Here is a 24,049-nt window from a genome sequence, read left to right as displayed (position 1 = left end):
ACTAGCGATCGCTATAGCTCTACGTAACTACGTGTTAGTGAGCAATTTCCTTTCTACCAATCCCCAACCTTATGGTTAACCAATGAAACCTTCCCAAGACTATGTACTCGTTTTGGATGAGCAACAGCGGCAGATGCGATCGCCAGAGCTCCCGGACATCTCTAGCCAGTATCCATTTATTGTTGTCTCCTCCGTTGAGCATGCAGTCGAGCAAACACGGCAAGCGATCCCCTGTTTGGTAATCCTGGTGGGCGAGAATCACGCCTGGTTTGAAAATCAGGTCAAAGCCTTAAGACATTCGTCGCAATCCCCTTCTATGACCATTGTGGCGTTGACAGATTCGGCCTCCCCAAGATGGAATGCGTCCGAAAAAGCTTTGCAGCTGGATGGTTTCCTGGTTAAGCCTTTGACGGACGATATATTGGTTTCGCTCGTTCAATCTGCGATCGTCAAGCAATCCTATCGCTCTGGTGGTTGGGATACTTTTTCGGAACCCACTCAGGGACAGGTCTGTTAAAGATTGGGTCTATGCCATAGAACTGGCATCTTGCACCTATGCATCACCTGATATACATAAGTATCTGCATTTAGCTCTCTAATCTGCCGCCAGAAAACCCAGCGTATCCTTTGCTGACGTTGGGTTACGCTGCGAGAAGGTAGGGCCTGCACTGCGTTCTACACTAACCTACAAGTACCCCATTTGGAACGCTGATAAAGCCATAGGCTATTGCGCCAAACATCATGCGGATGCTTAGCGCAATAACCAGAGCTCATTGTCTTGTCCTAGTGAAACTGGCAACGGCTGTAATTCACCACTGGACCTTGCTAAGCATGAGCGGGTTGGGCGTCTCTGGGTGATTCGGCTTGGGCTAAGAATTTCTCAAGTTCAGTCAAAGCCTCAGCATCAACCTTCGTTTGCATGGGGCAGAATTTAGGTCCACACATGGAGCAGAATTCCGCCGTTTTGTAGATATCGGCGGGCAGGGTTTCATCGTGGTATTCTTTGGCCCGTTCAGGATCAAGGGATAGCTCAAACTGACGATTCCAGTCAAAGTTGTACCGGGCGTGAGACATTTCATCGTCACGATCGCGAGCTCCTGGACGATGCCGCGCAATATCAGCCGCATGGGCTGCAATTTTGTAGGCGATGAGTCCAGCCCGAACATCTTCGGCATTAGGTAAACCCAAGTGCTCTTTAGGCGTCACGTAACACAGCATGGCTGCGCCACTCCAGCCGGCCAGCGCCGCACCGATCGCAGAACTGATATGGTCATAGCCTGCTGCGATGTCAGTCACCAGTGGTCCCAAGACATAGAAAGGGGCTTCGCTACAGTCCTCCATCTGCTTTTTGACGTTGAAATCAATTTGGTCCATCGGCACATGTCCGGGACCTTCCACCATGACCTGAACATCGTGCTCCCAAGCTTTGCGCGTCAGCTGTCCTAGGGTTTTCAATTCGGCTAGCTGGGCAGTGTCACTGGCATCATGCAGACAGCCTGGTCGCAGCGAATCCCCCAAGCTAAAGGACACGTCGTAGCGTTTGAAGATCTCGATGATGTCCTCAAAATGAGTATATAAAGGATTCTGCTTGTGATGATGCAGCATCCATCGAGCCAGAATGCCGCCACCGCGAGAAACAATGCCTGTAATGCGATCGCGTACCAACGGTAGGTGCTCAATCAGGATTCCAGCATGGATGGTCATGTAGTCTACCCCCTGCTGAGCGTGCTTTTCGATAATGTGCAAAAAGTCCTCAGGAGTGAGCTTTTCAATGTTGCCGTGAACGCTCTCCAGCGCTTGGTAAATCGGCACCGTACCGATGGGGATAGAAGACTTCTGGATAATTGCAGTCCGAATTGTATCTAGGTCACCCCCTCCGGTAGACAGATCCATTAGCGTATCTGCGCCGTATTTCACCGCTAGATGGAGTTTGGCAACTTCTTCGTCAATGTCAGACGAATTGGGAGATGCACCAATGTTGGCATTCACCTTGCACTTGGCAGCAATGCCAATCGCCATCGGTTCCAAATTGGGATGGTTAATGTTAGCCGGAATGATCATTCGTCCCCGCGCCACTTCCTCTCGAACTAGCTCAGCAGAGAGGTTTTCCCGCTTAGCCACATAGTCCATCTCTTCAGTGATCAGACCTTGGCGAGCATAGTGCATCTGAGAGACGTTTGTTTGACCTTGGCGCTTGGCAATCCATTCGGTTCGCATGATCAATAATTCCTCTGATAGATAAACAGCAAATTCTGAGATTTACCGTGTGCTAGCAACTCACCTTTGTCGATAGGGCGGGTTCATCGTAGGCACGGATGTTGTCGTTCAAAGATTTGAAGTCAAATGCGACGGTTTGTCCTCGTTGGGCATTGACTCGCATCCAAATCATGGAAACCAAGGAGGAGACAATGATGGGAAGCACAAAACTGAGCAGCAGGTCTCCTGACAAGGGCAGGCTATTCCAGGGGCTGAAATCAGGACGTGGGAAAAAGAGTGCGCCCGCACAGATACCCAAGAGGGTGCTCCAAAAAGCAATAGATCCTGTTAACCGCCGAGAATAGAGTCCTAACAAAACTGGAAACAACGCTCCGGCACAGACTAAATCTGCCAGTAAAAACAGATAAAGCACGTTGTACCCCTGGGCGGCAATCAGTACCGTTGGTACCCCGATCGCTACAGTCAGAATTCGAGACGCTTTGAGGATGCCAGCAGACTGCATTGTGGGAAAGAGGCGAATCAAATCCGTCGTGAAAACGCTGGCAATGCCATTGAGGAGAGTATCCAGGCTGCTCATGACCAGCGCCAGGACTAATATGAGAACGGCAATTGTGACCCAACTAGGCAGTGCTAGCGCTTGAATCAGCAAGAAAAAAGCGCGATCACCACTCAATCCGAAGTGCATTGCCAGAATGCCTAACAACCCTGAGATAAACAGCATTGGCAGAATAAACACAAACGAACCGAGAAACGATCGCCGCACAACGAGATTGTTCTTGCAGGCATAGACCCGCTGCCAGTTGGCCTGATTAAACATCTCCGCTGCGATGACAGCGACCACAAGAGTGGCTCCAAACTTAATGCCAGGGCCATTTGCCAGCGTCAGCAGCTCTGGAGCGGTTTGGGCAACAGGCGCGATCGCATTACCCCATCCACCTAAGGCAAACACGGCGATGCCAAAACTGAACAGCAGCAGTGGCACAATCACTGCAAACTGAACGGCGTCGGTGAACATGGTAGTTCCCAAGCCGCCAACGGTGGTGTATGCAAAAACAGCAGCAATCACCAAGAAAGCGGTTAGCCCTAAAGGAATACCCGCCATCAATTCAACCGCTTTGGCGATCGCGGTCAGCTCAGCTGTCAGATAAACAAACATGTAAAAGACGATAATGCCCAACGTCAACCCGTACATGGCATTACCGAAACGATGCAGGACATACTCATTTAGCGAATGCCCCTGTGGCATTAGAAAGCGAATGCGGGTTCCCACAAAGGCAAACAGCGCCGAGGGGACTGCTTGCCCGATACAGTACCCTACGATACCGGCAACGCCACTACTGGCACCGACTTCCGGTGGACTGAACAAAATCCAGGCCCCCATAGCAGAAGCAACTATCGTGGCAAGCGCTACTCCTGTTCCTACATGATTGCGACTGACCATGTAGTCTTCTAACGTGATCGGTCTACGGCTAGCCTGCCATAGACCCACTAGTGAAAAAGTCCCCACAGTTAGCACCGTGACGACTAGCGCGATCGCACCAAGAGTCATAGACAAAGCACCTCGCTGGTTTAACGCAAGATGCTAGAGGTGGCACTCATGGGAAGGTGGCAAGATGAAGCGGATCTGAATTGACTGGAGAGAAACACGTTTTCAGAGAGCACGGTCTGCTCAGCAGCGACCGTTGATCTCTAGCCTATCGTGCAACCGCTCGTCGTTTCGGTCTCGTAACCTCAATCAACGCTTCCCTCCGCTGGCATTAACCAGGTCAGGTTCTGAGGGTATAATCTCAGCCCGATTCACTCGGACACCCCTAGCTTGGAGGTGATTGTATCACTCCACCCTGGCCAGAAGATCGCTTGAGATACGTTGCTTAAAACACTGCGCAAAGCGGAATTACAGTAGACCAACCAAGTGCAGTGGTCCGTGACCGCTCATAAGTTCCAGAATCAACGCCAAGAAACCCACCATCGCCAGTCGCCCATTCCAGACCTCAGCAACTGGAGTCAGCCCCCAAGCAGAGCGCTCCTGAGGATAAATCTTGACCTTCTTATCCGGCTCAACCACGTCAGAGAAGAGGCGACGAGGAGAATCCAAAGCCTCCATCACCATCTTGGCCATGTCATCAATAAACCCAGGATGGGTGTTGAGGGCAGGCACACGGAGGAAAGTCTCGATACCTGCCTCCTCAGCAATCTCGCGATACTCCATGTCAATCTCTTGCAACGTCTCAATGTGCTCAGAGACGAAACTGATAGGAACCACTACAAGCTCATTGACGCCTCTCTCAGCTAACTCTTCAATGGCGTCTTCCGTGTAGGGCTGTAGCCATTCCACAGGACCCACCCGACTTTGATAAGCCAGTGTGTATTCATTACTGCGGCCCAGCGCCTTCATAATCAAATCAACGCAGTGTTCAATCTCACGCTGGTAAGGGTCGCCAGCCTCTTCGACGTAGCTGACTGGCACACCATGAGCACTGAAAAAGACATGTCCAGTACTGGGATCTGGAAGCTGATCCAGTTCCTGAGCGATGAGGTCAGCCATGGCACGAACGTACCCCGGACGAGCATACCAAGACGGAATCACCGTGTAGCGAATTCGCTCCAGCGAAGGATCTTCTTTCCAAAGCTTTTGCAGCAGGCGGAAGCTGGACCCACTTGTACTAATGGAATATTGCGGATAGAGGGGAAGGACGACCAGTTCTTCGATGCCATCACGCTTGATGCGAGCGATCGCCTCCTCAGTAAACGGATACCAGTAGCGCATACCGATATAGGTTTCGGCCTCATGCCCAGCCGTTTCCAATCGCTGCTTCAAGGCATCAGCTTGCTGTTCTGTAATACGTCTGATGGGTGAACCACCGCCAATCTGACTGTAGTTCTGCTGGGACTGCTTAGCTCGACTGTTAGAGATCAACCATGCCAAAGGCTTCTGCAACCAAGGGACTGGTAAACGAATGATCTCAGGATCGGCAAACAGGTTAAACAGAAAGGGACGGACGTCCTCTAGCTGTTCTGGCCCACCTAAGTTCAGCAGCAATACCCCTACACGGCCCATGACGGTTGAGATCCTAAACTTCTAATAATTCCTAAAATTATCGTAACAATTGATTTAACCATCGGACACACTCGAAACAAAATACCTGTTCGTTTTGTGTCGTAAAAGCGTTCAATTGCCTCAAACACCTGAAGTGTCAACATTCTAAACTAGCAAAGGGATTGCTTATGAAAGAATCCGAAATCATTGACATAGATCAATCCAAGTTTTTCCTCAAAACCGGTAAAACACCTCCGAAGCTGGCCATTCCTTTAGGTGATCCTGCCGGAATTGGCCCCGAGGTTGCGCTAAAAGCACTAGGTCATCCGGCTTTTCAATCGACAGCTGTTATAACGCTGGTTGCTGATAAAGCTTGGTTAAGGGCCATTGCAAACTCTTTCGAGGCTAATGGTCAGTGTACGACGCGATTTGACCAAATCGCCGTTGTAGAGCCAGATCAACTCATTTCGGGTTTAGCGGATGTCGAACCCGGCATTCCAAGCAAAATTTCTGGTGAGGCCAGTTTTCAATGGCTGAAGCGAGCGATCGCGGGGGCCATGTCAGGTGAATTCGACGCGGTAGTCACAGCGCCCATTGCTAAATCAGTTTGGCATGCGGCTGGACATCTCTATCCAGGGCAAACGGAGGTGTTGGCTGAACAGGCAGGAGCCACCCGATTTGGCATGATGTTTGCCGCTCAATCCCCCCACACTCAGTGGTCCCTTCGCAGTTTGCTGGCAACCACCCACATTCCTTTGAAAGCCGTTCCCACGACGCTGAGCGCTGACCTAATGACCCAGAAACTTGATTTGTTAGTGGACTGCTTGCAACAAGACTTTGGCCTGGCGACACCTCACATTGCAGTGGCGGGTCTCAATCCTCACAGTGGTGAAGCCGGCAAGCTAGGCACAGAAGAGCAGGATTGGCTCATTCCTTGGCTAGAAACGGCACGGCAGAGCTATCCTCACGTCAGCCTAACAGGACCTGTTCCACCCGATACGCTGTGGGTTAGTGCTGGACAAGCTTGGTACAGCACTGCAGAGGCCAGTCCCTACGACGCTTATTTAGCGCTTTATCACGATCAGGCGCTAATCCCCATTAAGCTGCTGGCCTTTGATCGAGCGGTAAACACCACAATCGGTCTACCCTTTGTCCGTACGTCACCCGACCACGGTACAGCCTTTGATATTGCAGGCCAAGGTATCGCTCGCTCTGAAAGCATGGAGGCCGCGATCGCCCTAGCAATTGAGCTGGTTAACCACAGAAAAAAGCTCAGCCTCCAAAGAAACTGAGCTTTTTCTCACCTATGGCATGGCGCCTTACAAAAGTGCAAGAGCTAGGATGAAGCATGACACTAGCTTAGCTGCAATCCAATACCCCTCTTGTCTGACACGTGCTGGTCATTGTTCAGTCTGAAAGACTAGCTCAAAGCGGAATGGCTACGGTTGTAGCTATCACTAGCGTTGGCGCTAGGCTTGCCCTGGATGTGGCTCCAGTGAGAAACAGTCTCAGCAGGCATCCCAATCTCAGAGTTGACGCGACCCAGCATGGACTGCTGACGACGCTTGACTGTGTGGTGATGGCGCTGCATTAAAGCACGGGCTTGTTCAAATGTAGACATTACTTTCTTCTCTCCTGAAACGGCAGATATCCGTTACAACTGCTATGAGCAAATCCTAACAAAAAACTGTAGCTGTTGCTACCAAAAGGAGCGATCGCTATAGAAAGTAGCTTTTCTTGGTAAAACGCAAGACTGAAGGACCGTCATCCAGATTAGACTGCACGCTGAGCAGTGCCGTTATGGCCGTCGCCAGTTTCGTCAGGACAAGACAGCAAACTATCAGGCGATGTGCTTAGCACCCAAATGCTCTCAGGTGCACTCACCTAGTTGGCTGAAGTTGCATTTCCAGGATTCCCAGCGTTATGCAGATTGTTTATGTTGCTGCATCAGGGTTACAAATTCACGGAACAGATAATCAGCATCATGGGGACCAGGGCTAGCTTCGGGATGATATTGCACTGAAAAGAGCGGCAATGTTTTATGGCGAATTCCGGCAACGGTGCGATCGTTGAGGTTGAGATGGCTGATTTCGACCTCGGCGTCAGTCAGGGAATCGGCATCTAGCGCAAAACCGTGATTTTGACTGGTAATTTCCACCTGCTGAGTCACGCCACAAGGATGATTAAGGCCACGATGACCGAATTTCAGCTTGAAGGTTTCAGCGCCAAGCGATCGCCCAATAATTTGGTGGCCCATGCAGATGCCAAACGTGGGCAACTGTTTGTCCAGCAGTGCTTTCACAATGGCAGGCGCTTCAGCCACCGCAGCAGGATCTCCCGGTCCGTTTGATAGGAAAATACCGTCAGGACTGTAGCTAAGAATGTTTTCGGCGGGTGTGTCAGCAGGGACTACAATGACTCGACAGCCATAGCGAGTTAGCCGCCGCAGAATATTGCGTTTAATGCCAAAATCAATCGCCACCACCGTGAGGCTAGCAGGAGATATCTCAGCCTCATCTGAAAAACACTCCCAGTTAGTTTCCGTTGCCTCTCTCCATTCGTAGGGTTCAGTAGTAGTAACGACATCAACCAGGTTCAATCCAGTCATGCTGGGCGTGTCCTGAAGCTGCCGTAGGAGTTCCACCGGGTCAAGAATCTCGGTGGAAATGGCCCCATTCATCACGCCCGTCTCTCGTAGCTTACGGGTCAAGGCGCGGGTATCGACACCGAAAATGCCGGGAACTCCATGCTGTTTCAAGTACTCCGGCAGGGATTGAGCCATGCGCCAGTTGCTAGGATGATGGCAAATACTACGAGCGATCGCGCCCCTGACGTGAACTTGATGCGACTCCTCATCACGGGGGTTGACGCCTGTATTACCTAGTTCTGGATAGGTAAAAGTAACAATTTGGCCGCAGTAGCTAGGGTCGGTCAAGACTTCTTGGTAGCCTGTCATCGCGGTATTGAAGACAATTTCTCCCATCACAGTTCCAGGTGCACCAAAGCTCCATCCTTCGTAGATGGAGCCATCTGCCAGAACCAGCAGCGCTGGAGTAAGATTGTCAGAAAACATAGAGTCTCAAGAATGGGTGTAAGCGTGTACCGACAGGGCATCCTTAAGAATAACGGACAATCTTGATGTCCGAGAGGGTAATTTGAACGTTTCGCCTTTGGTTAAGATTCATGACTCGCTCTTGCCGTCGTCTTTTTTTGATTTGTGCCAGTAGTTGCGTTCTTTCGAGCTGCTCGTTACTGCCATTTGCCCGTGAGATGCCAGACAGCGAGGTCTCTGAGGAAAGTGCGATCGCAACTTCGGAAGAGGTTACAACGACTGAGCCTGAATCGACTGAATCGGCTACTGCGCCCGTGACAAACGTATCTGCCTCAGAAAATCCTGCACCTGAGCCAGCAGCGGTTCCTCAATCGAATTTCTTCAACGAGGGGGTGACTCGGGCACAAAGCGCTGTTGCAATTGGACAGTCAGCTCAATCGACAGATGACTGGAATCTGGCCGCTAGCCGTTGGCAGCAAGCAGCCGTTTACATGCAGCAAGTGCCTGCTGCTGACCCGAATTACGCAACGGCGCAGCAGAAGATTCAGGAATATCAGCAGAATCAGGTTTTAGCCGAGAGACGCGCGGCAGGCAAAGGGCCTGCGACGACTCAAGTTGCTGAGGCAGAGCGCCCTGCGGGACTTATTGCAAGCATCCCCATTGTCAACCGCCTACCGGGCGGGTCACCCGTTGTGCCGGTCACGCTGACTGGAAACCAAAGCTCTCGACAGTTCACTATGATGTTTGATACAGGAGCATCAGCCACGTTAATTACTCAGGCAATGGCAAATGAGATCGGCGTCGTGAGCCTGGGCACAGCAACCTTTGTTGTCGCAGACGGACGACAAGTACAAGTGCCCATTGGCTATGTCGATACTCTTGAAGTGGGTGATTTGGTGGTCACAGATCTGGTAGTCGGAATTGGCGGAGACGTCGGTCTGTTGGGTCAAGATGTGTATGGAGAGTACGGTCTATCTATCGGCGCATCCAGAATCGATTTGTATCAGTAAATAGAAACGTCACCACCAGCAAAGTTTTCATGCTAAATATTGCGAAATATTCTGCAAACCTCGCGGTGCTTCTATGATGTGGATAATCCTTTTCAATCAGAAATAATAAAGACGGGTTCTTCTACAAAGTTTCATATGGCTTCTTATGGGTTGATTCCCCCCACTCGATGACGGAAGAAATAAGTTAAAAGGGCTGATGTAGGAAAAGTATTGTTGTCTTGCCTACTTAGGAGACCTCAGTGTGTCTTGAAAGGGCATCCCTGTATTTTCTCCTTTTGAGTCTTTTATGAATGGACGTAAGGTGCTAACTCTACAACATCATCGGTATGGTCGGAGGAAATACGGTTCCGCAAAAACGATTTCCTGCTGACTTTAACCGACCGATACGGATTGCAATCTTATTAATTCAGACTTTCGCGATCGCAGAGATTTAGTTGTGCAGATGCCCGATTTTGCTGGTTCTAGAAGCCCCATTTTGATCGAAACTGAGATTACCGCTGTAACGGTGTATCCGGATCGGGCCAGCGTCACTCGTCAAGGACAAGCTGAAGTTACCCAGCAGCACACAGTCCTAGAACTCAGTCCTTTGCCTGGTGTGCTTCAAGCGGAAAGCATTCAAGCTCACATCATCGGCGGAACGGCTTCGTGCGTATTGCAGAAACCTTGCCTAGAGCTACTGCCCCCCAGTAGTCAACATCGGCAGGATGAAAAGGCCATTAGCGATCGCGTGCGCCAAGCAGAAGGAACTTTTCGTAACTGCAAGGATGTCCTATCAGCTTTGGGACATCAAAAAACCTTTCTTGAAGCGCTTTCGGAACAGACCGCGCTGAGTTTCGCCCAAGGACTCTCGCAGCAGTCGATGACTCTAGAAAACGTGGCTCAGTTTCTGGCGTTTTTTGAACAGTCATACCAACAAAATACGGCAGTAATTGCATCCAAGGAGCGCCTCAAGCAGGAATTCGACTCGCAGCTCCAGCAGGCCAGACAGCATTTGCAACAGTTTCAAGATCAGGCTTCAACGTCGCCATATCGAATGTTGTTGCCTTTGGAGATTCACCAAGAGGGCAGCCTGCAAATTCGCGTCGTTTATGACGTTACTCAAGCTCAGTGGCATCCAGCCTACGATGTTCGCCTGGATAGCGATCAGCAATCGCTTCAGATTGATCGCATTGCTAGCATTCAACAGAACACAGGTGAGGATTGGTCTGAAGTTGATATTACGGTCTCCACAGCGGTACCCGATAAATCTGTAACGGTGGCCAACCCCAGACTTCTACAAATACCGCCTCCGATTGAAGAGCCTGAGGAAGAACCGCGAGGCCGAACTCGGATTAAATCGCGCAGTCCTGTTTTAGACGAAACCTACCGCATGTTGGGAGCGGTTCCTGGAAGCGAGATTCCGATGGATGCTGAGGAAACGGCACCTGAAATCGCAGTGCTGCGTCCTGTTAATCCGGCTATCAGTTTTGAGGCGATCGCGCCCGCTACGATACCCAGTAACAATCAACTTCACCGTGTCTTACTCAACCACCTTCAGGTGGATAGCCAAATCACCTACGTAGCCTTGTCCCAGCGATGCCGTGCGCTCTATTTGTCTGCTGAGTTTACGAACTCAGAGCAGTCACCGCTGTTACCTGGAACCCTCCATCTGTTTCGAGCAGGCGCTTATGTCGGCGAACAGACCATCGATCACATTTCGCCCGGAAAATCGTTTCAAATTAACTTGGGATTGGATGAACGCATTCCTATTGAGCGAGAGCTGGTTATGAGAGAGACGCAATCAGGGGAATTAAGTCGCCATTCGAGAGCTTATCGACTCACCCTGTACAATCCTTTTTCCTACCCCATCAATGTCATGGTGCTTGAACAGGTACCGATTAGTCGCACTAAAGCAATTCGTATTCGTTTGACCAAAGCTGAGCCTCGCGTCTCCCTGACTGAAGTCAATCAGTGTCGGTGGGCGCTACAGCTTGCAGCTCAAGCAACTCAGCACATCTATTACGAATATGTAATTGAGCACCCCAACAGTATCGCGATCGCGGACCTCAACGAAGACTAAACACAGCCATCCAGATAATTTCTGGGGATGAGAAGGCTTTTTGAATCAGGTTTTTCTAGGAAAGCCTTCAAAATCCAGGTAAGAGCGCTACATTCTCATCAAACTATCAGAAATATTTCACAGGGAGTTTAGGTAGTCCGGCGAAGGTGTAGTGGAGTTAGACACCTGATTGAGACTAGTATTCACGCTGTCGTACATCTCCTCTTCGCCCATGACTTCTGTACAGATTAAACAACGTTCGTTTCGTCCTCAGCTAGCCACCCTGTTGATGATTGGCACGCTAGCGCTGGCTGCTTGCGTCGCACTCGCCTGGTTTGCAGGTAATGGTTTGATTACAACGATCTTTCAGCAGCTCGACCATTTGCAACAGCATCCACCCGGTTGGGCCATGACCCCAATGATGTTGGGTAACTATTTCCTATTTTGGGCAGCTTCATTGATGGCGCTGGTTTGGGTCGTGATGCGAATTTCACCGACACCCCAAACCTGGTCCCGCACGCTAGTGATCCTGATTTTGGGCGTGCTCACCATCCGATATTTATTTTGGCGAACCACAGCAACGTTGAATCTCAGTACACCACTGGACGGAGTGTTCAGCTTGGGTTTATTCGCTCTGGAATTATTGATTTTAACTAGCGGTATGGTTCAGCTTTTTTTGTTGCTGCGGGTGCGCGATCGCCGCAAAGCTGCTGACCAGCTAGCTCAAACAGTTCTTGACGGCAGCTACCAGCCTACAGTAGGCGTGCTGATTCCGACCTATGACGAACCGGAGTTCATTTTGCGGCGAACAGTAATCGGCTGTCAGGCTATGGAGTACGGTCCTAAGACCATCTACCTCCTAGACGATACCCGGCGGCCTGCTATCAAGGCTCTGGCTAAAGAGCTGGGCTGCGAATACATCACACGTCCAGACAACCGTCACGCCAAAGCTGGAAACCTGAATCACGCTATTCCCCAAACGCAGGGCGAACTGCTGGTTTTGTTTGACGCTGACTTCGTACCGACCCGGAACTTTCTGACTCGCACAATTGGCTTCTTTCAAGATCCCAAAGTGGCGCTGGTGCAAACGCCACAGAGTTTCTATAACCCTGACCCTATTGCTCGCAATCTTGGTCTTGAGGATGTGTTGACTCCAGAAGAGGAGGTGTTCTACCGACAGATTCAACGAGTTAGAGACGGCGCTGGAGCAGTTGTTTGTGCGGGAACCTCGTTTGTTGTCCGGCGAACTGCCTTAGAGGATATTGGTGGCTTTGTTACCGAAGCCGTAAGCGAGGACTTCTTTACGGGGATCCAGCTAGCAGCCAAAGGCTATCGACTGGTGTATCTGAATGAGAAGCTGAGTGCTGGACTTGCGGCTGAAAATATTGCTACCCATGCTCTACAGCGTGTGCGGTGGGAGCAAGGCACCCTGCAGGCTTTCTTCATCCAGTCCAATCCGGTCACCATTCCAGGACTTAAACCCATTCAACGACTGGCGTACTTCGAGGGATTAATTCACTGGTTCAGCAGCATTGCCCGTGTCGGCTTTTTGCTGATGCCTCTCGCTTACGCCTTTCTGGGCATTATTCCCTTGAGAGCGACAGAATCTGAACTGGTTTACTTTTTCCTGCCCTTCTATCTAGTGCAGCTCAGCGTTTTCTCCTGGCTGAACTATCGATCGCGCTCTGCCCTCCTGTCGGATGTGTATTCACTGGTACTGGCCTTTCCGCTAGCGCTGACCGTATTCCAAGTCATGTTACGGCCTTTCAGCAAAGGCTTTAAGGTGACGCCTAAGGGAACAGCGAGCGATCGCTACCATTTCAACTGGTCGCTAGCTTGGCCCTTGGTTATTGTCTTTGGTCTGACAGCTCTGAGTCTGTGGGTGAATTTGGGCCATTGCTTAGTCACGATGGCAAGCCCGGCTGAGCATTTGCGCGGCATTGGCATCGGCTGGCTTTGGAGCACCTATAACCTGATCATGCTAGGACTGGCGCTGTTGATCTTGCTGGATGCTCCCCGTCCAAGTCCCTATGAGTGGTTCAAAATCCAGCGGGTTGCCCAGTTAAATTTCACCTCTCCCCAAGGGCAAACAACTACGCTTTGGGGCACCACCACCATGATTTCGGAAGTCGCAGCGGCTGTCTCTCTGACCAAATCTCGTGATCTTCCCTTCAAGAGCGGGTCCCCCCAAGCTGTTGAACTGGTACTGGCGGACGAGCAGTTAACACTGCCTGGAACGATCACCTCAACCCGATTGGAAGAGGGAGTACCCACATTCACCATTGAATTCGCACCGTTGTCGCTTCCCCAGCAGCGACAGCTCGTGGAAATGCTGTTCTGTCGGCCAGGACAGTGGCAGAGTCGCTGTTCACCTAACGAATTACAGTCTTTGTGGCTGATTATCAAATCAGTGATGAGACCCCGATTTTTGGTCGAGCGACAACCGCAGCCCAAGCCCGTCTTAGTCAGTCGTGGGTAACGAAGCCGGGGGTCCAAAAGAAAGCTTCAGTCCAACCTTGCTCACAACAACACTTTGAAGGAGATCATCATGATTACCGTAGTCCCTTTGGAAACAACTCAGCGGCTAATGCAGATATCGCAAACTCGCGAATTGGACTTACCAATTCCTCTCAGCAGCGGCTGCGCAGGCTATTTGTCTCAAGAAGAGATGGACATCATCCTACAGACATTAACCGGATTGGCTGAACAGGATGTCTCTGCAGCAGGGTTGGTCAATGACTTGCACGACTATCAAGCCCGGAAAAATCCGGTCATTCCCTGTCACTGAGGCTGCGACTAGTCGGCAATCCGAAATCCGAGATGGTTGGCAACGGGACGCTCTCGCATGGGCAGCTTAGTGTGAACGGGGGCATTGAGCAGAACGGGACCATCGGCAGTATCCCTCACTAGCGTTGTGGAGCCACCGCCGTCTAAATTGATGGCAGCATCGGCTCCTAAGCTCAAGGCAATCTCGGTCAGTTGAGCTAAAGTTGCCCCTTCGCTGTAGTTGGGCTGTTTTCCGTCCACCACAACCAGCCAAAGCCGATCGCCCTTCTCATCCACGGCTGCCATTACTCGGGCATAGGCGCGGTCTTCGGTCTCGATAGGTACGGGACGGCCTGCCCACAGCAAATGCTGAATTCCCGAGATCGCCTGCTGCGTGCCTGGGGGACAAATGCCGTCTACCGCAGTCACCTCAGCTCGATTCGCGGCATCAAAGCAGAGTGCCGGCCATTCTGTCTCGGGGGGTGAATAACCCTCACCGTTCGCAACAGCTATCCCTAAAACGTTGGTGCGATCGCCCGTACGGGGGTAAAAATTCCAAGGTGTTTTCTCGTCAAAGGGATAGAAGAAGTTGGCGTTCACGGCTAGATGTAAATTATTGCGAACCACGAAATCTGAGGTTGTTTGAGCGATCGTTTCTAAACCGTCGTCGCCCGGATTACCGGGACTTGTTAGCACCTTTAAATTGGGTTGCGTCAGATCAATTTCAACAACGTGGATCACCTGCGGCCAAGGCTGATTCTGAATCTGGCGCTCATATGTGATGCCTTCAAACAGTTCTGCCTGAGGAACGGAAATTCGGGAAGGTCTTTGCCATTGCATAGCGCTATACCAAAGCATTGGCGTTGCTGCGGCGATCGCACTAGCAGCCCACACTAACCTCGTCTTCCTCACCATGGATTTTTTCCGACTCCTTTACACCTTGACTCCATTGCCTTCTCTAGCAGCTTTTGCAAAAGCCTATCCCAGATTTCTTGAAATCACGAGTTTCTGGTTGCTTCAGTACGACAGGCGAACTGCAGCTGTAGGCAATTGAGAAATTTCCGAGTCCTGACACCCTCATGCAGCGTTTTGTAGCTTGGCAAACCGACTGCTAAGAGCGAGAATAATAAAGCTGTATTTTCGGCAAATTTCTGTGAGCAACGTCCGCACTGTATCTGACACCAAGCGCGCTTTTTACGATAACTTCGACCGCCCCGTCACTTCGGTTTATCGTCGAGTGATTGAGGAGCTAATGGTGGAGATGCACCTCCTCTCTGTCAGTGGCGACTTCGTTTACGATCCTATTTATGCCTTAGGGATCGTTACAACGTACGACACTTTCATGGAAGGGTACCGTCCGGAGGGCGATATCGAACCCATTTTTTCTGCCCTTTGCCGGTCCATTGAATCCTCTCCCGAACAATATCGAGGCGATGCTCAACAGGTCTTGAGTATGGTCGAAGGCATGTCCATGGATACCTTCAAGAACATGCTGACAACCCTCGACAGTTCTTCTGGGGAAGGGCTAGCTGGAATCTTGAAGGGGATTTCTGAGCGCGATCGCTTCAAATATAGCCGTGCTTTCGGCATTGGTCTTTACACGCTGACGGAAAAAATTGACCCTGAGCTAGTCAAAGACAAAGAAAAGCTCATGACCTTTATGAAAGAGACCGCAGAGACACTCTCGATCTCGTTCGACAAGCTCCAAAAGGATATCGAGCTATACATCAGTAATCTGGACAAGATGGTTCAAGCCAAAGCACTCATGGCTGAAATGCTAGAGGCCGAACGCAAGAAGCGCGAAGAACGAGCTCAGGCAAAGGCAGAGAAAGTGTCATCAGCTGAAGCAGGCTCAGCTGATGACGAAACGCCTGAGAAGTCTGATAGTGCTCCTGTCCCAACGACCACTGGAGAAGGCTCAGAGGAGTAAGAGAGGATTGAGAAAAATTGCTATTCAGCGTTTCAGGCACTCTCCTATTCTGGGATGATCTATGATTGAGTAGTTCAAGTGAACTAAGAAAGACAATGGTTCAGTACACGCTCGCTCAAAGTCCAGAGGTTGTTCTTAACGTTTCGGGTAAAGATTCTCGTAAAGCACGAGAGAAAGCGATGGATCAGCTGGTAGAAATGATGGACGATGGCAAGTTGCCCACAAACCTTGCCAATGGATTTGACCCACAGCAGTTTATCGAAGTGAAAACGCCTGAAACGACTTCTGATGTCAAGAGTCAAGAAGACGCGGTTGTCGAAGCCGTGCAAGTTTTGAGTCATCTAGCGACTTTGAAAATGAAGACTCAGGACTCCCGCGAGGAAGCCTTGCAGGTTCGGAAGCTAGTCGACTTGCTCTTCACCGATGAACCCATTACCGAGGAGCAAATTTCTAGCCTGAAAGACGGATTTAAGACGCTGAAAACCTTTGCTCAAAGCAATCTGAAGTATAGGGATGCGCGATCGCACGCTGAATCTGCGCGTCGAGTGCTAGACGAAGCATTGAAGCCTTAGCCGACAGGGCAAAGGAGACGCTAGCAGAGCTTAGTGGCAATGCCTTGGTAGAAGTAACCGCTGATTTTAGGCATGGTTGGAGCATAGAAGGTCTCCAAGCTCTCTAGAGTCAAATAGTCTTCTACGAGGTCAGCGATCGCCCGATCTAGGTGACAGCCATCTGCAATGCGCTTCTGAAGTGGGGTAATGCGGTGCTGCCAAGTTCGGATGCCGGGTTCAGGACTGCGACCGTGTTCGATGAACGTAAACTTGCCGCCCGGTTTAAGGACTCGCTGAATTTCCGACAGGGCCTGATCAATATTCTCAATACTGCACAGCGTCCAGGTACTCACCACCCAGTCAAACGTATTATCTGCCATTGAAAGGGCTTCGCCACGAAGGGATTGACTCGTAACTGACAGATCGCTAGCTGAAAGGCGCGGTTGAGCGATCGCGGACATCCCGGGATTAGGGTCAATAACCGTCAGTGCTGACACAGCTTCGGGATAGTAGGCCAAATTCAACCCGGTCCCAAACCCAATCTCCAAAACCTCACCTTCAACATTGGCTAGGACTTGTTTTCGGTAAGTGACAAATGGCTCACCGGCCATCACCCAGTCAAGTAACCGTGGAAAGACCTGTCGGTTATACCAGCCCATTTTTTTACAGCACCTTGGTGACGTCACTGTTCTAGAGCGTAAACATTTACCCGTACAACTGTCGAAAGTTTGGTAGCTTTATAGTTTCAAAACGCAGGCAAGAAGCAAATGACAGGGTTAAAGGGTCGAGATTTTCTCAGCATTGCTGATATTACCTCGCAGGAAATGACGCATCTACTGACGCTAGCAGCTCAGCTCAAGACAGGTGAAGTTACGGCTAACTGTTCTGGCAAAATTTTAGGGCTACTCTTTCGCAAGTCTTCAACCCGGACTCGCGTTAGCTTTGCTTCAGCCATGTGGCGTTTGGGTGGTCAGGTGCTAGATCTCAACACGAGCCTGACTCAGATTAATCGAGGCGAGCCGATCAAAGATACGGCCAGAATTTTGGACGGTTATCTCGATATCCTCGCCGTCCGGACCTATGACCAAACAGAGCTTCATACCTTTGCCAACTATGCCAAGATGCCTATCATCAACGCTCTAACGGACTGGGAGCATCCCTGTCAAGTTCTGGCAGACCTGCTGACTGTTCAAGAAGCTTTCCAGGCCAATTTGTCAGGGCTTACCTTGACCTATCTCGGCGACGGCAACAACGTGGCCCATTCTTTAATTCTGGGATGTGCTCTCATGGGCATGAACGTTCGTGTCGCTACGCCCAAGGACTATGCCCCCAATGCTGAGATTGTCGAAACGGGCCGAAAACTAGCGGGCGATCGCAGCACAATTACCCTCACGGAGGATCCCCAAGCAGCCGTTGAGGGTGCTCAGGTCCTGTACACCGACGTTTGGGCCAGTATGGGACAAGAGGATCTGGCGGAGAGCCGTATCCCCATTTTTCAGCCCTACCAAGTCAACCAAGAGCTGTTGGCGATCGCAGATAAAGCGGCGATCGTTTTGCACTGCTTACCCGCCCATCGGGGCGAAGAAATCACGGATGAGGTCATGGAAGGTCCGCAATCTCGGATTTGGCAGGAAGGCGAAAATCGCATGCATGCTCAGAAAGCTCTGCTAGCTGCTCTGTTGGGTGAGTGAGAGGAGAGATATCGTGTTCCCTACGGAGTTGGTAGTCTCTCCTCAAATTTTGAGTTGGTAAAGGTCACAAAATTTTGAGTTTTGAATTGTGAATTGTGAATTGTGAATTGTGAATTCAAATCTTAAAACTCAAAACTTAAAGCTCAAACTCCTAAGCCTCATCCCCCAATCTCTCAGACCAAACGCGGGTAGGCAGCCCCCAAACGTAGATAAACCCTTCAGCGGCTCGGTGGTCGAACTGGTCGTCTGCGCCGTAGGTGGCGAGTTCCTCGCTGTAAAGTGCGTTTTCAGACTGTCGCCCCACAATTTGAGCATTACCCTTGTGCAGCTTGATCCGTATGGTTCCTGAGACAAACATCTGAGTATGTTCGATGAAGGCATCTAGAGAAGACTTCAAAGGGCTGTACCAAAGGCCGTTGTAAACTAGGCGGCTGTAGGTTTCTTCAATACTGCGCTTGTATTGAGTGACATCAGCAGTCAGCGTCAGGCTCTCTAAATCTCGGTGGGCAGCGATCAGCAAGAGTAAGGCAGGCGCTTCATAAATTTCGCGGGACTTGATGCCGACTAAACGGTTCTCAATCATGTCGATACGCCCGACGCCATGATTGCCCGCGATCGCGTTCAACTCGGTCAGCATTTGAATCGCAGACATCTCTTGTCCATTGAGGCAGGTCGGTTCACCAGCGGTAAAGCCAACTTCAACGTACTCGGGCTCATCGGGGGTATCGGCGATCGCCTTGGTCATGGCAAACACCTCCTCTAATGGCTCAGTCCAAGGATTTTCTAAGGGGCCAGCTTCAATGCTGCGGCCCAACAGATTATAGTCAATGCTGTAAGGAGAGGATTTCTTGACTGCGAAAGTGAGGCCAAATTGCTCACCGTAGGCGATCGCCTCTTCTCGGCTCATGCCCCATTCCCGCGCCGGAGCCAGGACCTTAAGATTGGGATTCAATGCCCCAATAGAAACGTCGAATCGGACCTGATCGTTGCCCTTGCCTGTGCAGCCATGGGCCACCGCGTCGGCACTACATTGATCTGCCGCCTCAACTAGAAGTTTGGCAATGAGAGGACGGGCTAGCGCAGTCGATAGAGGATAGCGATTCTCGTAAAGGGCATTGGCTTTGATAGCCGGTACTGCATAGCGTTCTACTAGAGCTTTCTTCGCATCGACTACTAGCGATTCCGATGCTCCAGCCTTAAGGGCTTTCTGACGAATAGGTTCTAGATCTTCTCCCTGGCCCAAATCGGCGGCCAGCGTAATGACCTCCTTGACCCCAAATTCGTTTTTTAAGTAGGGAATGCATACGGTCGTATCAACCCCACCTGAATACGCTAAGACGACTCTCTCTGCTCGACCCATACCCAGTACCTACGAAACTCACAAGCCATATATTGTCTCAGACTTATGGAATTTTGGCTGATCAAAAATTGCTGACCACCGTACTATTGGGCTTTCTGGTTTTCACCCATAAGGTGCGCTACAGCAACTAGAGTAGGATTGGATTGCTGGCTTGAGGTGTGCTGTGTTTATCAGCGTTGTCATTCCGACTTACAATCGCAAACCGATTTTGGAGAAGTGTCTGCGCGCGATGGAGCAGCAGCAGTTGCCAGTGGGTAATCCTGTTGAGGATTACGAGATTGTGCTGGTGGACGATGGTTCAACGGATGGCACGGTGGCTTGGCTACAGGAAAGCGCTGCTGATTTTCCTCATGTTCGCTTATTCGAGCAAGACCATAAGGGACCGGCGATCGCCCGTAATTTCGGAGTGCAGGTGGCGAAAGGCGACACTATCGTCTTTATCGATAGCGACCTTGTCGTGCTGCCCGATTTTCTGCATCAGCACGGAATGGCCTTGCAGCAAGCCTATGCCGAGAAAGGCAGCGATCGCGTCTTCACCTATGGTCGCGTGGTTAATACCTGTAATTTCGAGCACCCGACCTCAGAGCCGTTTAAGGTCACTGATTATTCCCAAGCGTTTTTTGCCACAGGAAACGTAGCGATCGCTCGACACTGGCTAGAACAGGCTGGACTCTTCGATGTTCGGTTTCAACTCTATGGCTGGGAAGATTTGGAACTGGGGGTGCGACTCAAAAATTTGGGGTTGTCTTTGGTGAAGGTTCCTGCCGCCGTCGGCTATCATTGGCATCCACCGTTTTCCCTAGATCAGGTTCCTTCGCTAATTGACAAAGAGATTCAGCGAGGCCGTATGGGTGTTCTGTTCTACCAAAAACATCCTACCTGGGACGTTCGCATGATGATCCAGATGACGTGGCTACATCGATTGCTGTGGGGTATTTTGTCTTTAGGGGGTCGACTTAATGAAAAGACGCTGGCTCCACTTTTGCAATGGCTGATCGATACTGGGCGTCCTCAACTGGCGCTAGAAGTCGCACGAGTGTTCCTTAATTGGTACAACGTTCAAGGTGTCTATGCTGCCTATGCAGAGGCGGAGAAGCAAGCAACCTGATGACGACCTACCAAGATCTCTCTCTAACTAGGACGTGATTTTACCTCAGTACGACATTCCCGCCATCATTGAAGGCTATGCCAAAGGCTATTTCTTGATGTCCGATGACGACGGCGATAGCTTAAATTGGTATTCCAGTCGCCAGCGGACACTCATTCCTTTAGACGACCGATTTCGCTATCCCAAATCGCTGCGGCGGGTTCTCAATCAGGAGCGTTTTCAAACAGCTATTGATCGAGATTTTCTAGCGGTTGTGGACGGATGTGCCGATCGAGATACGACCTGGATCTCGGATGAACTGAAAAGTATCTATTGGGAACTGCATCAAGCGGGTTGGGCACATAGCTTTGAAACGTGGCAGGACGATGAACTGGCGGGGGGAATTCTGGGTCTGTCCATTGGCGGCGCGTTCATTGGTGAGTCCATGTTCTATCGCATCCCTGAAGGATCTAAAGCCGCCATGGTGAAGCTGGTGGAGCATTTGCGATCGCGCCATTTTCACTTTTTTGATGCCCAAATGATGAATCCCCATCTGGCTAGATTTGGCGCATACGTTGTCTCCAATCGTGATTATCGTAAACTGCTGAAGCAAGCGTTAGCGATGCCCTGTCGTTTCCAGTGAGTGGCCAATAGGGTGACAGGGTTTGTCATCGCAGGTGCAAAAGAGCGGATTGAGGGAGCGCATGAATGCAGATCTAGTCATTCTGTCTAACGGACCTGGAGAAATTACGACGTGGGTAAAGCCCGTTGTTGCTGCGGTGCGACAGCAATTTCCCTTATCAGCGGAGATCAGAATCTCGGTTATTCTCTCACCCTGTCCTAATGCCACAGGACGCGAAGGCGACATTGCCCGACAGTATCCAGAGATTGACCGAGTCCAAGATGCGAATCATTTTTGGGCATTTTTGCTGGGGGGAAAAACAGCTGAGACCTGGGATTGGCGCGATCGCGGCGTTGTTCTGTTTCTAGGGGGCGATCAAATTTATCCTGTAATTGTAGGGCGACGTTTGGGCTACAAAACAGTCGTCTATGCCGAATGGTTTGCAAACTGGCCCCGTTGGATTGATGCCTTTGGCGTGATGAACGAGGATCTGGTTGACCAAGCGCCTGACCGTTTTCGCCACAAATATACGGTCGTTGGCGATTTGATGAGCGATGGGCAAGCAGTCATTGCCGATAAAGAACGGGCAGCCGAGCAACTGGGACTGACCGAACAGACTGAATTAATTGGGATGCTGCCGGGATCTAAGTCGGCGAAGCTGACTCAAGGGATGCCTTTGCTATTGGCGATCGCGGACCACTTGCACAGTCAACGCCCCCAAACCCGCTTCGTGATTCCGGTTGCACCGACCCTTGATGTGCAAACCCTACTCGACTACGCCAATCCGCAGAAAAACTCGTTTCACGCCGTCTTCGAAGCTCCGACAGTCACCTGGGTCGAGCCTGAAACGTCCGACAACCTGCCCTATCTTAAAACCAGTCAGGGCACTCAAATCTTCCTCTGGCGTCCTTTTCCAGCCCATGCTGTGACCAGTCAATGTCAGCTCTGTTTAACGACGGTAGGAGCCAACACCGCTGAGTTAGGGTCTCTGGCAATCCCCATGCTGGTCCTGTTGCCAACCCAACAGCTAGAGGCCATGAATGCGTGGGACGGCATTTTGGGACTGCTGGTCAATTTGCCTTTAATTGGCAAGCCTTTGAACAAGCTAATCAACCGAGCGTTTTTGACCTACATTCGCCGCCGGAAGAAACTGTTTGCGTGGCCCAATATTTGGGCGCAGCGAGAGGTCGTACCAGAACTGCTGGGGAGATTGACAGCGGAAAGCGTAGGCGATCGCGTGCTCAATTATCTCAATCAGCCAGAGCAGCTGGGGCAAATGCGCCAAGATTTACAGCAGGTCCGGGGAACACCAGGAGCTGCCCAAAAACTGACGGATCTGGTTTTGCGAGTGCTGGAGGACAATTAGTGAGACGTAAGGGGGAGATGTCGGTAAGGCGCAGTGGTAGTACATTACGGCAGAAATAGGCTCACCATTCGGAATGCCAGGAAAGCCCATCTGCCTTGGTTTTGAGTTTTGAGTTTTGAATTTTGAATTTTGAATTCCGCATAGCGGTGCTAGTCAGCGAATGGACCGTACCAAAATCCCCCAAAGTCTTTTTCTGTGGGGGATGGGTGCCGTTTGATGACGGCTTTTTGCGGTGTCTAGAAAAACCAGCCGTAGCTATGTAGCCCTTTCCCTAGAATGTTGACGCCGAGGTAGCAGACCCAGACGACTAAAAAGCCAGAGGCCGCCAAAATAGCAGGGCGACGTCCTTGCCAGCCTTTAGTGATGCGGGCATGGAGGTAGGCGGCGAAGACAAGCCAGGTGATCAGTGCCCAGGTTTCCTTAGGGTCCCAGCTCCAATAAGATCCCCAAGCTTCGTTGGCCCAAACAGCGCCAGAAATGATGCCAATCGTTAACAGCGGAAACCCTAGACCAATGATGCGGTAGCTGATGTTGTCTAAGGTGTCGGCTAATGTCAACCGTTGAGGAATGAGTGTGCTCGTTGCAGTAGGCTGAACCGCTACTTTTTCCAAAACGGCAGTGTTCCTGGTCTCTCCCCCAGCCGTTGCTGTCGCGAGTTCTGGTGTTGTGGACAATGTATCGACCGCAACTCCGTTGCGCCGTAGCTTGACATCACGAAATCCACCTGTGCCCACGGAACTGCCGCGTAGCTCAACGGCCTGTCCTCGGGTGACGACAAGGAATGCGATCGCCATCAAGGACCCCACCATCAGCGCCGCGTAGCTCAGCAGCATGACGCTGACGTGCATCATCAGCCAGTTGGATTTCAGAGCAGGCACGAGAGGTTCTGAAACCTGCATCGTGTCGGGTAACGACAGCGCAGCAAAAGCGGTGATACCCATAGCAACGGGGGCAGTGACGGTGCCCACCAGCGAACTCTGGCTCATGCGCTCGGCAATCAAATGCACCGCTGTGATTCCCCAGGTGACAAAGAAGAGTGACTCATAGAGGTTACTTAGGGGGAAGTAGCCGCCTTCAATCCAGCGGGCTGTCAGCAGGGCAGCGATCGCCAAATTAGCGACAACCATTCCCATTGTGCCAAAAGCGGGTAAAAAGGTTATTCGTGGAAAAGCGACGCTAATCCAGTAAACCAACATTGTCCCAAAGAGGATGGCAAAAGCCGCATTATCCAACCATCCCTGAAGCGTTACAAGATCCATTGCGCTGTCGTTAACCTAACGTCCACTCTCTATCCTAGCTAGATATGCGGTCCTCAATCTCAT

21 protein-coding genes and 1 riboswitch are annotated in these 24,049 nt (G+C 50.9%); of the genes, 12 read left to right on the top strand and 9 right to left on the bottom strand.

What is annotated here, in order from left to right:
• The first annotated feature begins 82 nt into the window (after window positions 1-82).
• Window positions 83-517 carry a hypothetical protein gene (locus tag PN498_RS09350; RefSeq protein ID WP_272062456.1) on the top strand — a complete coding sequence of 145 codons (435 nt, stop codon included), beginning with the start codon at window positions 83-85 and terminating at the stop codon, window positions 515-517.
• A 308-nt stretch (window positions 518-825) separates the two neighbouring features.
• Here PN498_RS09350 and thiC read toward each other — a convergent pair whose 3' ends face one another.
• The 3 genes from thiC to hemH form a co-directional block, all read right to left on the bottom strand.
• Entirely contained in the window at window positions 826-2,217 is a 1,392-nt protein-coding gene (gene thiC / locus PN498_RS09345) for a phosphomethylpyrimidine synthase (protein WP_272062455.1), read from the bottom strand.
• Between the two features lie 52 nt (window positions 2,218-2,269).
• Window positions 2,270-3,766, bottom strand: coding sequence for a sodium:solute symporter family transporter (locus tag PN498_RS09340; RefSeq protein ID WP_272062527.1), 1,497 nt, complete (start codon window positions 3,764-3,766; stop codon window positions 2,270-2,272).
• 177 nt (window positions 3,767-3,943) lie between these two features.
• Window positions 3,944-4,040: riboswitch (TPP riboswitch) on the bottom strand.
• 71 nt (window positions 4,041-4,111) lie between these two features.
• Window positions 4,112-5,275 carry a ferrochelatase gene (hemH, locus tag PN498_RS09335; RefSeq protein WP_272062454.1) on the bottom strand — a complete coding sequence of 388 codons (1,164 nt, stop codon included), beginning with the start codon at window positions 5,273-5,275 and terminating at the stop codon, window positions 4,112-4,114.
• A gap of 167 nt (window positions 5,276-5,442) precedes the next feature.
• Between hemH and pdxA the strand changes: the two genes are divergently transcribed.
• Complete coding sequence (pdxA, locus tag PN498_RS09330; RefSeq protein WP_272062453.1) at window positions 5,443-6,546, top strand: 4-hydroxythreonine-4-phosphate dehydrogenase PdxA; 1,104 nt, start codon at window positions 5,443-5,445, stop codon at window positions 6,544-6,546.
• Window positions 6,547-6,674: 128 nt separating this feature from the next.
• On the opposite strand, the gene PN498_RS09325 is transcribed toward pdxA, so the two are convergent.
• The gene (locus PN498_RS09325; protein ID WP_272062452.1) at window positions 6,675-6,875 is read right to left on the bottom strand and encodes a hypothetical protein; all 201 of its coding nucleotides are present in this window, start codon (window positions 6,873-6,875) and stop codon (window positions 6,675-6,677) included.
• A 300-nt stretch (window positions 6,876-7,175) separates the two neighbouring features.
• Window positions 7,176-8,327 (bottom strand): glutamine-hydrolyzing carbamoyl-phosphate synthase small subunit, encoded by a 1,152-nt coding sequence (gene carA / locus PN498_RS09320; protein ID WP_272062451.1) that lies wholly within the window; start codon window positions 8,325-8,327, stop codon window positions 7,176-7,178.
• Window positions 8,328-8,524: 197 nt separating this feature from the next.
• Here carA and PN498_RS09315 point away from each other — a divergent pair, with 197 nt between their 5' ends.
• The 4 genes from PN498_RS09315 (at window position 8,525) to PN498_RS09300 (ending at window position 14,142) form a co-directional block, all read left to right on the top strand.
• The gene (locus PN498_RS09315; protein WP_272062450.1) at window positions 8,525-9,316 is read left to right on the top strand and encodes a retropepsin-like aspartic protease family protein; all 792 of its coding nucleotides are present in this window, start codon (window positions 8,525-8,527) and stop codon (window positions 9,314-9,316) included.
• Between the two features lie 442 nt (window positions 9,317-9,758).
• Entirely contained in the window at window positions 9,759-11,375 is a 1,617-nt protein-coding gene (locus tag PN498_RS09310) for a mucoidy inhibitor MuiA family protein (protein WP_272062449.1), read from the top strand.
• Window positions 11,376-11,586: 211 nt separating this feature from the next.
• Window positions 11,587-13,833, top strand: a complete 2,247-nt coding sequence (locus PN498_RS09305; RefSeq protein WP_272062448.1) for a glycosyltransferase — start codon at window positions 11,587-11,589, stop codon at window positions 13,831-13,833.
• Window positions 13,834-13,902: 69 nt separating this feature from the next.
• Window positions 13,903-14,142 carry a hypothetical protein gene (locus tag PN498_RS09300; RefSeq protein WP_272062447.1) on the top strand — a complete coding sequence of 80 codons (240 nt, stop codon included), beginning with the start codon at window positions 13,903-13,905 and terminating at the stop codon, window positions 14,140-14,142.
• Window positions 14,143-14,150: 8 nt separating this feature from the next.
• On the opposite strand, the gene PN498_RS09295 is transcribed toward PN498_RS09300, so the two are convergent.
• Window positions 14,151-15,035, bottom strand: coding sequence for a phosphodiester glycosidase family protein (locus PN498_RS09295; protein ID WP_272062446.1), 885 nt, complete (start codon window positions 15,033-15,035; stop codon window positions 14,151-14,153).
• Window positions 15,036-15,273: 238 nt separating this feature from the next.
• On the opposite strand from PN498_RS09295, the gene psb29 reads away from it, so the two are divergent.
• Complete coding sequence (gene psb29 / locus PN498_RS09290; protein WP_272062445.1) at window positions 15,274-16,050, top strand: photosystem II biogenesis protein Psp29; 777 nt, start codon at window positions 15,274-15,276, stop codon at window positions 16,048-16,050.
• Between the two features lie 95 nt (window positions 16,051-16,145).
• Complete coding sequence (locus tag PN498_RS09285; protein ID WP_272062444.1) at window positions 16,146-16,622, top strand: hypothetical protein; 477 nt, start codon at window positions 16,146-16,148, stop codon at window positions 16,620-16,622.
• A 20-nt stretch (window positions 16,623-16,642) separates the two neighbouring features.
• Here the strand turns inward: PN498_RS09285 and PN498_RS09280 are convergent, their stop codons facing one another.
• A complete protein-coding gene (locus PN498_RS09280) occupies window positions 16,643-17,260 on the bottom strand; it encodes a class I SAM-dependent methyltransferase (RefSeq protein WP_272062443.1) in 618 nt (205 codons plus the stop codon).
• Window positions 17,261-17,368: 108 nt separating this feature from the next.
• Between PN498_RS09280 and argF the strand changes: the two genes are divergently transcribed.
• Window positions 17,369-18,292 carry an ornithine carbamoyltransferase gene (gene argF / locus PN498_RS09275; RefSeq protein ID WP_272062442.1) on the top strand — a complete coding sequence of 308 codons (924 nt, stop codon included), beginning with the start codon at window positions 17,369-17,371 and terminating at the stop codon, window positions 18,290-18,292.
• A gap of 151 nt (window positions 18,293-18,443) precedes the next feature.
• On the opposite strand, the gene PN498_RS09270 is transcribed toward argF, so the two are convergent.
• Complete coding sequence (locus tag PN498_RS09270) at window positions 18,444-19,652, bottom strand: argininosuccinate synthase (protein ID WP_272062441.1); 1,209 nt, start codon at window positions 19,650-19,652, stop codon at window positions 18,444-18,446.
• 163 nt (window positions 19,653-19,815) lie between these two features.
• Between PN498_RS09270 and PN498_RS09265 the strand changes: the two genes are divergently transcribed.
• From PN498_RS09265 to PN498_RS09255, 3 genes are all read left to right on the top strand, one after another.
• Complete coding sequence (locus tag PN498_RS09265; protein WP_272062440.1) at window positions 19,816-20,760, top strand: glycosyltransferase family 2 protein; 945 nt, start codon at window positions 19,816-19,818, stop codon at window positions 20,758-20,760.
• A gap of 34 nt (window positions 20,761-20,794) precedes the next feature.
• Window positions 20,795-21,382: a leucyl/phenylalanyl-tRNA--protein transferase gene (aat, locus tag PN498_RS09260; RefSeq protein WP_442951409.1), complete on the top strand. Its 588-nt coding sequence runs from the start codon at window positions 20,795-20,797 to the stop codon at window positions 21,380-21,382.
• A gap of 61 nt (window positions 21,383-21,443) precedes the next feature.
• Window positions 21,444-22,727 carry a lipid-A-disaccharide synthase gene (locus PN498_RS09255; protein WP_272062439.1) on the top strand — a complete coding sequence of 428 codons (1,284 nt, stop codon included), beginning with the start codon at window positions 21,444-21,446 and terminating at the stop codon, window positions 22,725-22,727.
• A gap of 236 nt (window positions 22,728-22,963) precedes the next feature.
• Here PN498_RS09255 and ccsB read toward each other — a convergent pair whose 3' ends face one another.
• Entirely contained in the window at window positions 22,964-23,986 is a 1,023-nt protein-coding gene (gene ccsB / locus PN498_RS09250; protein ID WP_272062438.1) for a c-type cytochrome biogenesis protein CcsB, read from the bottom strand.
• Window positions 23,987-24,049 lie beyond the last annotated feature (63 nt).

Origin of the sequence: Oscillatoria sp. CS-180 (assembly GCF_028330965.1) — a bacterium.
Lineage (GTDB): Bacteria > Cyanobacteriota > Cyanobacteriia > Phormidesmidales > Phormidesmidaceae > Halomicronema.
This window is presented reverse-complemented; position numbering and strand designations above follow the sequence as displayed.